We start from the raw sequence: 13006 nt of genomic DNA on the forward strand, positions 1-13006 counted from the left end.
GTCCGGGTGGTTTCAGGTCCAGCCGTGGAGCTGCACGTCATCGGGCGTCAGATCTGGGCGGGAGCGGTGAAACTTCGAGGAGTGCCGCCAGCGCCCGAACTCCCAAGCCGTGTCGTGCTCGACCTCCACTACCAGCAGCGGCGGAACCTGTCGATACGGCAGCGGCTCGGTCACGCTGAACTGGCCGGCCCACGCCGCGGGTAGCCGGTCTGGCCACGAGTGAACGGCGGGTCCAGCGAGCTCTGCCACGACGCCGAGCAGCGCTCCGACTTCACGGCTCTGCGCCCCGGTCAGCGGGCGGGTTCGGCCGACGTAGCGCAGAGTGCCGTTGCGGTCCAGCCGGCCCAGAAGCAGCGTGGCCGGCTGCCCAGGCGGACCGGTGATACCGCCAACGATCGCCTCCGCAGTTGAGGTCGCGCGTAGCTTTCGCCAACCTCGTCTGCCAGGTTCGTAGGCGGAGCCTCGGCCCTTGACGACCAGGCCTTCGGCGCCAGTGGCGGTGGCGTGGCGCAGCCAGGAACGGGCCTCGTCGGCGTCGCAGGTCTGCGGACACAACTGCAGCTGGGGCGGGGCGTCCGTCAATAGCTGTTCCAGTCGAACCCGGCGTTGCCACAGCGGACGTCGGCGCAGGTCGGTGTCTCCGTCGTGCAGCAGGTCGAATAGGACGAGGACGGCTGGATGGCGCAGCGACTCGCGGGCTATGGCACGTCCGGCGGTGAGCCGCCGGTGTAGCAGCGTGAACGAGGTCCGGTCCGCACTGGCGTCCCATATCACCAACTCACCGTCGACGACGGCGCCCGGAGGGAAGGCGCCTTGCGATGCCGCGACTATGTCGGGGAAGTACGGGCCTAGCGGCTTGAGTGCACGCGACTGCAGGTAGGGGGTCCGGGAGGCGAAGAGCACGCAGCGGTAGCCGTCCCACTTGATCTCGTAACAGCACCCGCCGGCGCAGCTGTCGGGCGCGGGCAGATCGGCGACCGGCTCAGCCTGCATCGGTTTGATCGGTGGTCGCATCTGCCTACCCCGCTGAAGGGACCCGCACCAAGATCCAAGGTATCTCGCGACGCACGCCGAAGGGTAGCCACCAGGTGGACGGGGCCCAGCTGAAGGCGGTCGGGCCGCGGCAACCCGCCCGGCGTGCTGGACTCCACGTTCGGCAAGGATAACGCCAAATTGTGACAAAGCGGTCATGGGTTATATCCGCAGTTCAACCACAGCATCGCGATGCGCAGCGTGGCAGGGAGGGCAGGCCCGCACGACCTTTTGCGGCGTTGTGACGCTTGCCGGGGAGTCCCTCCGGCGGCCTCGTCGGCGGATCTGGCCTGGCCGAGCCTGCGTCAAGGTCAAGGCATCCGGGCGGGTGAGACCCCTGGGCGCAATGACTCCCCCACCCTCCGATGGGGGTATCGTGTCGAGGTTCCACTCATGTCGTTGGGCTCAAAGCAGGCGTAGCTGAGGGGTGGCGGGGTGTCGCTAGAAGGACTTTCACGACGCATCGTACGGGATCTTGTGGCCGGGGTTAGCCCTCTTGACGCAGTCGAGCGCGGCCACCAAATCGATATCCTCGGCTGGATCGATGCTGGCCATGATTTGTTCCGGGTGAACCCTCCAGCGGATCCTCCCAAACACCTAGCGGTGTACTTCGCCTTGTTCGACGACGATGAAGGCACCGTGATGATGGTCGACCATAAGAAGGCCGCGGCGTGGTTGTTGCCCGGTGGCCACGTCGACCCGTATGAAGACCCACGGGTTACCGCTCTACGCGAGGCTGAGGAAGAGCTTCAGATCGCTGGCAAGTTCCACGATCTGACCGGAGACGCCCCGTTGTTCGTGTCCGTGACCGAAACCCGGGGCGCCCACAGCCACACAGATGTGACTCTGTGGTTCGTGCTCAAGGCCAGTCAGCGAGAGCTGTTCCGCCCCGACCCGGGTGAGTTCGAGGCGGTCGAGTGGTTCCCTTTGCGGGGCACCGACTGGGACGGGGACAGGTTCGACCCAAACATGGCGCGGTTTGTCAGGAAGCTCGATCAGTTGGCGTCGCAGTAATCTCGGCGCTGGTCGGAAACGGATCGTCCTCCGTTCGTGAACACCACAGGCTGCCCGCCGAACAGGCACGGGTGAGTGCGTCGTGTAGGACCGGCTGGCTCTGCAGACTGTCGAGCAGCGCAGCGGAGAAGACCGATCCTGCCCCTTGAACCTGCTTCACCGCGACCTTAAGGGCTGGGGCGTGGACGACGGTGTCGTCTGCATGGTGGACCGCGAAGGCGCCGAGGTGGCCAGCGGTTACGACAGCGACGTCGGCGGCGGCGGTCTGGGCCAACTGGACCGCGAGCCGGCCCGCGGCGTCAGGGTCGGTGTGGGAGGCATTGGTCTGCACAACGCGAGCTCGTGTCGTGGCAGGCCCACGCAGCCATCCTGGCAGCGGTCCACCGCCGAGGTTGAGGTAGATGTCGACGCCGAGGTCACATGCCGCATCGAAGACGCGCCGTGGAGCGTCGCCGAGGACCTCGTAGCAGTCGATGTAGACGGCAGATGCGCGGTGTAGTGGGCTGAGGTCGATGTCGTTCAGGATCGAGTCGATGCCGCGTAGGCCGGAGAACCAGGTACGGTTTCCGGCTTCGTCGCAGACCACGGTGTTGACCATCGTTGCCGTGGCCATGGCTGCGAGTGGTGTGGGTACACCCCAAGTGCCGAGCCGGTCGGTGATGAGCTGACCTTGGGGGTCGTCGCCGATGGTGTTGGTGAGCAGCACGGGTTCCCGGCCGAGGGCGGCCAGGGCACCGGCGACGATGGGTCCGTCTCCCGCGAGGAAAGAACCGGTGCTGATGATCTCGATGCCGTAGTTGAGTTCAGGCATGCGCGGCACGCGCAGGGTATGGACGGCCGCGAGGTAGCTGAAGCAGGCGATGGCGGATCTGGTCACGTCGGCTCTCATTCAAATGCAGGTGTCGATGCTGACGAGGATGGCCGAGTGGTCGGTGAGCACCCCGGTGCGGGGGTAGTGGTCGTAGGTGCAGCTGGTGAGGTGCCCGGCCGCGGGGCTGACGAAGATGTGGTCGAGTCGTTGGGCACCGTGCAACGGGTTGGTCCAGCTGTGGTCTTCGCCGTCAGGCTGTACGGCACGGTAGGCGTCGTTGGCGCCGAGTTCGATCAGGCCCCGGTAGAAGGCGTAGTCGTGGTCCCGGAAGTGCGGCAGCGGGGGCCGGTGGCCGGGTTCGATGGTGTTGAGGTCGCCGCCGATGACTACGCGTTTGGCGGCGTTGTGCCGTAGCCAGGCCAAGCAACGGCCTTGGAAGTCCGCCCGGCTGGCGCTGCTTAGGTCGGTCATGCCGTTGGCGGGGCCGTAGATGCCGACCAACTGGATCTCCCCGGCCTTGGACGACAGCGTCGCGGCGGTGACCCGGCCGTCGAATGCTGTCAGGTCTGCGGGCTTCACATCGGCGAATCCCTTGACCGCCAGGGCGCAGAAGTGTTTAGCGTTCTGCCAGCCGGAAGGCAGCACGGTTTCGTAGCCGGTGGCACGAAGGCTCGCGATCAGGCGACGGCCGCCGTCGCTGGGGTGCAGTTCGGTCAGGATCAGCGCGTTACTGCCGGTCGAGGTCAGCCACTCCGCAAGACGTTGGGCGCGGTTGACGGATGGACCTTGGACGTTAAGCGCGCACACCGCCAGCTGCCGGTGGGCGAGTGTGTCGTCGACCGGCTGGCTGAAGGCTCCGAAGAGCAGATCCTGGATGGCGTCGCTCATGCGGCAGGTCCGACGGGGGTCTTCAGCAGGTTTGTAATGTGGGCGGCACTTTCGACGAGCTGGTCGGCGGTCATCTGTTTGGCGGCACGCTCCTGCGGGGTTTCGGCGGCTTGGCCGTAGACCCAGAAGAACCGGTGCTGCTCGCGGTCGAGGATCAGGAACCTGTCTTTGGTAGCCGGTCCGCGTACCAGCAGCGAGAGGGTGTCTGCTTGCGCCTGGACGGTGTGGACGCTGGTGTGATGCAGGACGTAGCAGTCACCTGGCCGCTCGATGCGTTCGTGGATGGGGACGAGTGTGTCGGGGTCGAGGTCTTCGGTGAACGCGTCGTCGCGGCCGAAGACGCGGTGGCGGTACCGGCCGCGCAGGATGTTGCTGGCGAAGTTCCAGCGGTGGTTGTGGGGCCGGTCGAAGTAGCCATCGCGGTAGCGGTGCAGCCGCACCCGGATGCCGGGGTGAGGCAGGTCGGCGAGGACGAGTTTGTCGAGGAAGTCGTAGCGTTCGCACATCGCGGCCAGGTGGGCGTCGCCGGGTAGTCGCTGTACGAGTGCGGGCAGCAGGTCGGGTTCGCTGGCGACGGCGTCGAACAGCGTGGTGCAGCCAGCCAGGATCGAGGACGTGTCGTTCCAGTCGAGGGCCGTGAGGCCGGCCAGGGCAGGGTGGTCCAGCGGCGTTGAGGTCATGTGGGCCTTCCTTCGGTGGCACCGTAGGGCGATTGGTCGAGGGTTCGTTTGAGGTGGGGATGCAGGCGGTAGAACTGCCGTGCCCCGTCCGCGGGTTGCGCTGTCGCGGGCGGCAGCTGCCCGGTCGAGGTGACGTGCTGGGCTGCCTGTAGGAGCAGCTCCAGCTGTAGCTGCTTGACCCGGTCTTTGAGGCTGGCCAGCGGGGTCGCTGGCACGACGGCGGAGGCGAGTACAGCTCCGGCGTCGACTTGGGTCGCGGCCAGGTGCAGCGTGCAGACGACTGGATCTCCGTTGATCAGGGCCCAGCCGACGGCGTCCATTCCGCGGTAGTCCGGCAGGGAGCCGTTGTGCGCGTTGATGAAGCCGATGCGAGCGGCGGCCAGGACGGGTTCGGGGACGATCGGCATACCGACCAGGACGACCAAGTCGGCAGCGGCCGCGGTGAGCGCCTGGGCGGTGGCGTCCCATCCGTGAACTTCGACGGGCGTGAACCCTGCCGCCGGCTGGGGTGGCGGGGCGATGCTGTCGTCAGCTGGCGGATACCAGGCGCTGGCGTACGCGGACTCCGCCGCGGTGTGTCCGGCGCCGTGGCCTGGTGTGAAGCTGAAGACGTGCGCGATCGGTACGCCGTGTTGGCGTGCCATGTGCAGGAACCGCATGGCGCCAGCTGACCCGTGGCCGTGCAGGACTGCGATTCGTCCGCCGCGGCGCCCGGTGGCGGGTCGTGTGAGCGCCCGGGTCGACGACCCCGGGTCCTCTTTCGTGAGGGCGTGGTTTCTGAGCTGCTGCACGAGGTGATGTGTCGCCTGCTGGAGGAGTCCGGCGACCACCACCGCCTGTGCCCGCAGCTGCGGATCACCGCCGGCAGCGGCGTTGCCGCTGGTTAGGCGGATCCAGGCCGCCCCGAACAGCTTGCAGGCGGCGTTGAGGAACCGTGCGTCGCCGCTGTTGGCATGGACGGCGAGCCAGTGCTCGGCCAGCCGAAGCCACGTGATCGCTTCAGTTGGCGTCAGGCCGGCGACGGCCTCTGCGACCGGCGGGCGCCACAGGGCAGATGTCTCGAACGCGTGCAGCAGGCGCACGTCGTCGCCGGTGGGCGGCGCATGTCCGGGCGTGGGGTCCGAGGCCGGGATGTCGGGTGGCGTGGTGAACGGCAGGCGCCACGCTGTGGCGGCCAGCAGCGCGGAGGCCAGGTCCGGCATGTGCCTGGCTCCGGACCCGGTGGCGTCGGCGGCCAGTTCAGCAGCGACCTGGGGCAGGCAGAAGTCGCCGTCGAGTGCGCTGTGGACGGGAAACCGTCCGACGGTCGTTGATGTGGTCATCGTGCGACCGCTTCGGTGACTTTCAGCAGCGAGGCGAGGTATCCGTCCACCAGCTCGGTGTCGCCGGGGTAGCCCCAGATCGGGATCTTGAGGAAGGTGCTTTCGAAGGCCTCGACACCTGGCAGCGCGGGAGCTGGACCGGCAGCGCGCGGCGTCCACGGCTCGTAGGGGTCGTGGCGCTGGAACAGCGGTTCACCGGCCAGGTTGCGGGTCGAGCCTGGTGCGTCGACCTCTCGGGCGCCTTCGGCGACGACGAGGTCGATGAATTCGTCGCGGGTGACGGTGGCAGCTTGTGGGTGGAACGCGAAGCCGATCACATACAGGCCGTGGGTGCCGTGTTCCGGTGGTACGACGACGGGGGTGAGGACCGGGTTGCCGGTCAGGCCGTCGACGAAGGTGGCGAGGTTGGCGCGGCGGCGTTTCTCGATGTCGGCTGCGTGCTGCAGCTGGTGGACACCGATCGCAGCACCGATGGTGGTGATGCGGTGTTTGAGGCCCATGCCGGTGAACGCGAACGGGTAGATCGGCGAGTCGCGGTCGATGTCGGACAGCGCCCTCTTGTTGTAGTGGGCGTAGAGGATGGCGAGGTCGCGGTGCGCTTTGAGCCGCGTGGTGAGGAGTCCGCCTTCGCCGGTGGTGATGGCCTTCTGGTTGGTGGAGAACACGGCCATGTCGCCGAACGTCCCGATGCGCTGGCCGTTCCAGGAGGCGAAGTGGGCGTGGGAGCAGTCCTCGAACAGCAGCAGCCCGCGGCTTTCGCAGTACGCCGCGATGTCGGTCATGGCGCAGGGGTTGCCCCACATGTGGGTCACGATGACCGCGCGGACGTTCGGGGCCATGACGGCTTCAATGCTCGCAGCGGTGACGTTGCCGTACTCGTCGGCGTCGGCGAAGATCACCTCGATGCCGTCGAACGCGAAGGGGCTCGCGGTCGCCAGGAAGGTGTAGGCAGGAGCGATGATCGCGTCACCGGGTTTGAGGTCGGCGATCCGACCCATGGCGTGGATCGCCGCGGTGCCCGACGCGAACGACACCACGTGCTCGGCACTGGCGAACTTGGCGAACTCCTTCTCGAGCTCGCCGATGATGCCGGAGGCGTCCCGGTCGGAAAGGGACCGGTGCGCCTGAACGATGATCGCTTGTTCCAGGCTGGCGTTCATGTCGGGCCAGCGGTAGTGCGGTCCTGGGATGTCGAGGGTTTTGGCGCCGCCTCGGGCGGCCAGGGTGGTCATCGGCGGGAACCTCCGTAGGTGAGGGTGTCGTGGTGCCTCAGCTCGGCGACGATCGGAGACAGCCGTGCTGCGGTCTCGGGGGCTTGTTCGTCGGCGTCGACGAGCAGCGTGGGCCAGCCGCGCCGGACGGCTGTTTCGCGCAGCAGCCGCTGGCCGTCGGTCTGGTAGGTGATGAACGTTTCTTTGCCGAGGTCGGGCAGCGCGGCGTGCATGCCGAGTTCGGCGGGGCGGAACTGGCCTTCGCGGCGGTCGTAGAGCGCGGCCGGGTCCGCGGTGAGCAGGATGACCGCGTCGGGCATGCGGACCCTGCTGAAGGTGGCGTCCAGGACGGCCTGGTCGTAGCCCTGCAGGATGAGTTTGGAGAAGAACTTGTAGACCCAGCCGTCGACGATCACGTCGAGGCCGGCGTCCAGCAGTGGTCCGATCACCGTCGTGGAATGGGCGGTGAACCAGGCGGCCTGCAGCGGAACCCAGAAGCTGTCGGGCAGGTCCGGGCTGTCGCCGCTGCCCCACAGCATCGTCGACAGATGCCCCATGAGCCCGGCGGAGTATGCGGAGGTCGCTGACATCTGCCGCCGTGACACGTACACCAGCCGGCCAGTCGGCGGGTCCTCGCCAGCGGCTTTGAGCCCCTGTTCGTAGTCGAGGTCGGCGACCATCCGGGCCAGGGTTGTCTTACCGACGCCGTCGCCGCCTTCCAGAGCAAGGAATCGTCCGGCCATGTTCGTACCTCTCATCTAGTTGCCGCAGGATTCGGCGGCGTTGATCAACTGCCAGCCCGACGCCGCCCGCCACCGGCTGTGCTCATCGACCATCAGTTGCCGCGCCGAGGCGGGCAGCCGAGGCCCGGTCTCTGCGACGGTCTTGTCCATCACCTCGGCCATGTCCGCAATGGCGGAGTCCATCGCGGCCCGAAGCCGTGCGTCCAGGCCGGCTTCGTCGGGGTGCTCCGGGGGGAACTGCCCGATCAGGTCCAGCATCCGGCCGAGCAGGTCGAAGGCCGCGGTCTTGATTACCACGCGGGCGGAACGGACCGCGTGGTAGGCATCGCCGTCGAGGATCTTCGTCAGCGACTTGAACGTGTAGTCCAACGCGAAGTTGCGGTCGACCCACAGCTGGGCGTGGTGTGAGGCGCGGCCGATGCGCCAGTCGGCGAAGTCGGCGTCGACCCGGCCCATCGACGGACGCATCGCGCCGGCGAGACCGGCCTGCGCCACTTGCTTGGTATAGGCGGCGCCGATGAGGCACTCCATGCTGACCAGCAGGTACGAGATCGCGCTGTAGAACGGCTTGCCGGTGCTGTGCTGCGCGACGAACTGCTCGTCGCGGACTCCGTCGACGATCTGTTCCACGCTCAGGTGCGCAAGGGGACGCAGTAGTAGGTCGGTGCGGCCCTGGAACGCATGGGTGGCTGCCAGCTCGTCAGCGGTCATGAGATGGTCGAATGTGATGTAGGTGAAGCGCGGCGGGACACCCAACGCGGTCAGTGTCCGGATCGCGAGCGCGTTCTGCTCGCCGGTGGTCTCTTTGTTGAAGCGGGTGAGGATGGAGTCGACGCCGGACTCGACGCCGAACAGCATCCGGCGCAGGCCATAGTCGACCAGTTGGCGCCACATCTGAGCCCGTTCGATATGCCATGCGCGGCTTTGGTCGGGTAGCACGACCTGGTCGACCCGGCACGATGACTCCCACCGGTAGCCGTGGTCGTGGAGGGTCCGGCCGAGCGACAGTGCACGTTCGACGACGTTGTCGCCGCGGCCGATGAACTCCTCGTCGACGAGGTAGAGGGTCCGGCTGATGTCGGGATGCTGGTCGAAGACGGTGCCCATCGCGCGTAGCAGCCATGGCAGGTTGCTTCCGTCCGGGCCAGCCCAGATGCCTTTGTGTCCGCGGGGGCAGAACGAGCAGAAGTTCGTGCACCCACGTGATGCCTCGAGCTGGGCGACGCCGTGATGGGCGAAGGTCGTGGCCAGCAGGTCGAGTTCGGGCAGGAAGTCGGTCTGGTTTCTGTTGGAGGTCACGGCGTTGCGGCGTACACCGATCTGCAGGCCGCCGCCGTGGGCCGCCCCGGCGTAGCCGATGCCGTTGACATGCGCGAGTTCGATGTCGCCGTGGAAGTAGGCGATGATGTCGGCGATGGTCGGCTCGCCGGCGCCGCGGGCGACCAGCAGGCGTGGGTACTGCTCCAGCAGCAGGCGTTCGTTGCGGGCGGTCAGGCTCCCGCCAGCGAGGACCACGGGCGGCTCGGGACGAGCGAACAGCTCGTCAAGCAGTTCGATCATCAGGTCGTGCTGCCCGAAGGTCGCCGAGATGCCGACGATGTCGGGCCGGTCAGCGTCGACGGCGGCGAGCACATCGGCCGGCGAGACGCCGAGCTGCATGTCCATCAGACGTACTTGCCCGGACAGTGTGGATCGCGCAGCGCGGGCGAGGTCGGAGATGGCCAGCGGGAACCGCGGCAACGGAAAGGTCTCCTTGTGGTACAGCGCCGTGAGCAGGATGTTGGGGCGCAGCAGCCGCCGCTGGCCTTCCGGTGTGATCGTCGCCAGGGAGCTGTCCTGCGCCGGGTCGGCGACGGCGAGGTGGTCCCTTGCCCAGGTGGGCCATGCCCGGTCGCGCAGGGTGCGGCCGGACAGCTCGGCGAGCACCCAGTCGTCGCTGGCGGGGACCTTGGCGATCAGGAGCCGGTGGTCGAGGGTTCCGGTGAGAGCCACGGGCGTCTGCAGGTGTGCGCGCAGCCGGTCGACGGTGGCCATCGGCTGGGTCAACTCGTCGTCAAAGCCGGCGAGTGTGGCCGCTGCGCTGTGACCGGTTACCAGTTGGAGGGCGTTTTCCAGGCGTTGCTTGGGGGTGAGCATCCTGTGGACTCCATCGATGGCAGGGCGGGGACCGCCCACGGGTATGAGGGTGTGAGCCATCGAGCTCGCAGCGTGATTGCTGCGGGCTTGAATGAGGAGCGGGAGAGCTAGATCGCTGCCGGCGGGTCAGCGGTGCTCGTCGACGAACACCTCCCCGGTGCCGTCGAGCTGCTGCTGGACGCCGGACATGATCGATCGTGCGACGGCGATGTGGGTGTCGTCGGGGCGCATGCGCAGCGCGGCGAGGTTCTGCTCGACTTGGTCTGCGGTGGTGAACCCGGCCAATACCGCTGCGTCGTCGAACCTTGTCAGGCATGCCCACAAGGCGACCGCGACCAGGTAGGTGGGGTCGTCTCCGATCACCTGCTGCAGGTCGCGGATCCCTTGGTTGATAATCGATTTGGCGTCGGGTGTGAACCATCGCCTGCGGCTGCGGTGATCGCCGGGTCCGAAGTTCCGTTCGCGGCCGGATGTCGTGGCGGCGGTCAGCAGGCCTTGGCTGAGCGGCTTGTTGAACAGCACGCCGCAGTCGTGCTCGGCGGCCAGTTCGAGGATGCCGGTCAGCCGCGACGCGGGGGTCAGCAGGTTGTCGCGTACGGCGAGGACCTCTGGCTGGATCTGGCCGAAGATCCGGCCGAACCTTTCGATCTTGTCGGTCCTGTCCCCGGTAACTTGCAGGCGTTCGGGGGCGTAGCGGTGTGGGCCGCGCATACCGACGGCCCGGATCAGGCCTTGGCTGCGGAAGGAGCGCATCGCCTCGACGGCGCCGTGGAGCCAGCGGTCATCGGGCCCGAAGTCCGGGTGATGCAGGAAGTAGACGTCGAGGTAGTCCGTGCGCAGGTTGTCCAGGCTCTGTTCGAGTTGGCGCCGCATGTGGCCGGGGTGGTAGCCGTGCTCGGCGGTGCCGGCGAAGTAGCCGACTTTGGACGTCAGAGTCAGGCTTTCGCGGGGAACCTCGCTGACCAGGTGGCCGAGCAGACGCTCGGACCGGCCGTGGCCGTAGACGTCGGCGGTGTCGAAAAGCCTCGCACCCAGCTCGTATGCTTTGCGCAGGCCAGCGGCTGATGCGTCGTCGTCGGCGGTGGACCAGCCCATCGGCATGCCGAGGTTTTCGGCGGGGCCGCCGATCGCCCAGCAACCGACGCCGACCGCCGGTACGACGATGCCTGTCCGGCCGAGCCTTCGCTGTGCGAGGTGGTCGTTCACTCGCGCCCCCTGTCCTGATAGCTCGTGAGCTGTCTATTTTCCGGGGTGCACGACGATGTCGGACAGTGGCAAGCGGCGACTCCGACAATCCGCTGACATTGACACTCGCTATCGACAGCGAGGTGATCGTGCCGCTACCGATACGGGTTCACCATACGGAGATCAAAACAGTGTTCCCGCGGTCACGGGCGAGGAGGCCTCGTACGGGAGGTGGTCGACCCTGACGTCGAATTGCGCGGACACGGCAGCGTGGTCGGTGAGCAAGTCCGTCCGTGGCCGGTGGTCGTAGGTACAGGCCATCAGACGCGGCAGGAGCTTCGGCGAGAGGTGAATGTAGTCGAAGCAGTAGGGGTTTCCCGAGCGTCCGTGCCAGGAGTGCTCCTGTTGTGCGTGCAGGTGTCGGTAGGCGTCAACGAGGCCTAGGTCGCCGGTTAGGGCGTCCATGAAGCCGTACTCCCAGGAGAGGAATGTTCCGCGGTACGCCGGATCGTGGTCACGCGTGATGACGTTGTAGTCGCCACACAGAACCAGCCCGTCGCGCTGCTTCGACGGCATGTCCTTCAGCGATGTGACGAGGCTGTTGAGGAACTCCCGCTTCTTGCCGACTTTGTCAGCGCTGCGGTCGCTGGACGGAACATAGATCCCGTACACCGTCACCTCGGGATCGGTTTTAACCGAGCAGGCGACCGCGCGGCCGGGCAGCGACAGCGAACCCGTCAGGTCCGGCAGGGGTGTCAACGGTAGGCGGCTGACGATCGCGCAGCCCCGGTCCCCCGCCGCGCCAACGTTGGTTAAGACGCTCCAGCCGGCCTCCTGACATCGAGTCAGCAGATGGCCGGTTCCGTCACCAGCGCTGGTCTCGGTAAGCACGAAAACATGATCTTCTCGTCCGTCGAGCCACTGCAGCAGTGCCACCGCTCGAGGCAGCGCAGCTGCCTGGATGTTCACCGTAGTGATCAGCATGCGAGCTCCCGGGCTGTTGGCGGTGAACTGTTGGCGGCTCCAGGGAAACCGCGGGCATCGTCGCGTTCTGCTCCCCGTGCGGTGAACAGTTTGCGTCAACTAGACATCGCGGACACTCGGCCGGCAACACCACCCCGGCACTTCCGACAATCTGCCGACAATGCGCTGATGCTCGGTTTGGCGCCGGGCATCAGCCCTTTGGCGTCGACACTCCGGTGATCCAGGGGAGGCGCTTAACCGCTTGGAGTTGCACAGACCGGGCCCTAGTGTCATCAGCCGTGTCCGAGAGTGAGCAGCAGCACGTTCAGCTATTGGCGTTGTTCAATGTGGTTCCCCATTGGGTGTGGCGTGTCTCGGGTGAAGAACCATCCGAGAGCGAACCGAAGTCAGGCAGCTCCCTGGCCGACGACGACCAGTTGACGGGCAAATATCCCGTTAGCGGCGGCGCGTGGCACCACATCACTGTCGCTGTCGATCACTTCAACACCCTGCGCGCCGCGACTGTCGGGCGCGGTGACCACGAGAACCTGACTCTACTTCCCTTCCTCAGCGGGCAGTACACGTTGCTACGAGCGGTGATCGAGAACGCCTGTACGGCCTTGTGGCTGCTCGAGTCGCCCTCCCAGAGTGATCGGGTGTTGCGGCGCCTGGAGTTGGCGGCTAACGACATCCGCAACGACGAGCTATACCGCGCCTTGATAAATCGCCCTGGGCGTAAGACCAAGGAGCAGCTGCTGGCAGAGGTACGCACCATCGCCAACGCCGCTGTCCCGGCCCATCGGAGCAAGTTCGAAAAGCTCGGGTACAAGGAGATCGTGAGTGTGGGGGGCGCTGCCAGCACGATCGGAGGTGACCGTGCAGTCTTCCTGTGGCGGTCCTGTAGCGGCTTGGCGCACGGTGACGGCGGGGCACTGTTGCACGCGTCGGATCATGAGTTTGGCATGGGCGACGACGGCACGCCGACTCTTAGTGCCTGTTGAAGAACCAGACGGCGAGGGCT

The 13006-nt window shown here is 66.8% G+C and carries 12 protein-coding genes; 2 read left to right on the forward strand and 10 right to left on the reverse strand.

Features of this window, described 5'->3' with window-relative positions:
• Positions 1-12: 12 nt before the first annotated feature.
• Complete coding sequence (locus AB0B66_RS10165) at positions 13-1014, reverse strand: ATP-dependent DNA ligase (protein WP_360525934.1); 1002 nt, start codon at positions 1012-1014, stop codon at positions 13-15.
• A 621-nt stretch (positions 1015-1635) separates the two neighbouring features.
• On the opposite strand from AB0B66_RS10165, the gene AB0B66_RS10170 reads away from it, so the two are divergent.
• The gene (locus AB0B66_RS10170; protein WP_360525937.1) at positions 1636-2046 is read left to right on the forward strand and encodes an NUDIX domain-containing protein; all 411 of its coding nucleotides are present in this window, start codon (positions 1636-1638) and stop codon (positions 2044-2046) included.
• On the opposite strand, the gene AB0B66_RS10175 is transcribed toward AB0B66_RS10170, so the two are convergent.
• The 9 genes from AB0B66_RS10175 to AB0B66_RS10215 all read right to left on the reverse strand — a co-directional run bounded on the left by AB0B66_RS10175 (position 2015) and on the right by AB0B66_RS10215 (position 12006).
• Positions 2015-2923 carry a carbohydrate kinase family protein gene (locus tag AB0B66_RS10175; RefSeq protein WP_203692114.1) on the reverse strand — a complete coding sequence of 303 codons (909 nt, stop codon included), beginning with the start codon at positions 2921-2923 and terminating at the stop codon, positions 2015-2017. The genes AB0B66_RS10170 and AB0B66_RS10175 overlap by 32 nt on opposite strands.
• Positions 2924-2935: 12 nt before the next feature.
• Positions 2936-3745 carry an endonuclease/exonuclease/phosphatase family protein gene (locus AB0B66_RS10180; RefSeq protein WP_360525941.1) on the reverse strand — a complete coding sequence of 270 codons (810 nt, stop codon included), beginning with the start codon at positions 3743-3745 and terminating at the stop codon, positions 2936-2938.
• Positions 3742-4425, reverse strand: a complete 684-nt coding sequence (locus AB0B66_RS10185; protein ID WP_360525944.1) for a hypothetical protein — start codon at positions 4423-4425, stop codon at positions 3742-3744. The genes AB0B66_RS10180 and AB0B66_RS10185 overlap by 4 nt, the downstream gene beginning before the upstream one ends.
• Positions 4422-5747 carry a formyltransferase family protein gene (locus AB0B66_RS10190; RefSeq protein ID WP_360525947.1) on the reverse strand — a complete coding sequence of 442 codons (1326 nt, stop codon included), beginning with the start codon at positions 5745-5747 and terminating at the stop codon, positions 4422-4424. The genes AB0B66_RS10185 and AB0B66_RS10190 overlap by 4 nt, the downstream gene beginning before the upstream one ends.
• The gene (locus AB0B66_RS10195) at positions 5744-6979 is read right to left on the reverse strand and encodes an aminotransferase class I/II-fold pyridoxal phosphate-dependent enzyme (protein ID WP_203692118.1); all 1236 of its coding nucleotides are present in this window, start codon (positions 6977-6979) and stop codon (positions 5744-5746) included. The genes AB0B66_RS10190 and AB0B66_RS10195 overlap by 4 nt, the downstream gene beginning before the upstream one ends.
• Entirely contained in the window at positions 6976-7701 is a 726-nt protein-coding gene (locus AB0B66_RS10200) for a hypothetical protein (RefSeq protein WP_360525950.1), read from the reverse strand. Before AB0B66_RS10200 ends, AB0B66_RS10195 begins: the two co-directional genes overlap by 4 nt.
• A 15-nt stretch (positions 7702-7716) precedes the next feature.
• On the reverse strand, positions 7717-9837 hold the full coding sequence (locus tag AB0B66_RS10205) for a radical SAM protein (protein ID WP_360525953.1): 2121 nt from the start codon (positions 9835-9837) through the stop codon (positions 7717-7719).
• Positions 9838-9963: 126 nt separating this feature from the next.
• A complete protein-coding gene (locus tag AB0B66_RS10210) occupies positions 9964-11043 on the reverse strand; it encodes an aldo/keto reductase (protein WP_360525956.1) in 1080 nt (359 codons plus the stop codon).
• A gap of 162 nt (positions 11044-11205) precedes the next feature.
• Positions 11206-12006 carry an endonuclease/exonuclease/phosphatase family protein gene (locus AB0B66_RS10215; RefSeq protein ID WP_203692121.1) on the reverse strand — a complete coding sequence of 267 codons (801 nt, stop codon included), beginning with the start codon at positions 12004-12006 and terminating at the stop codon, positions 11206-11208.
• 278 nt (positions 12007-12284) lie between these two features.
• On the opposite strand from AB0B66_RS10215, the gene AB0B66_RS10220 reads away from it, so the two are divergent.
• The gene (locus AB0B66_RS10220; RefSeq protein WP_360525960.1) at positions 12285-12986 is read left to right on the forward strand and encodes a hypothetical protein; all 702 of its coding nucleotides are present in this window, start codon (positions 12285-12287) and stop codon (positions 12984-12986) included.
• Positions 12987-13006: the final 20 nt, after the last annotated feature.

This window comes from Catellatospora sp. NPDC049111, assembly GCF_040648615.1.
GTDB lineage: Bacteria > Actinomycetota > Actinomycetes > Mycobacteriales > Micromonosporaceae > Catellatospora > Catellatospora aurea.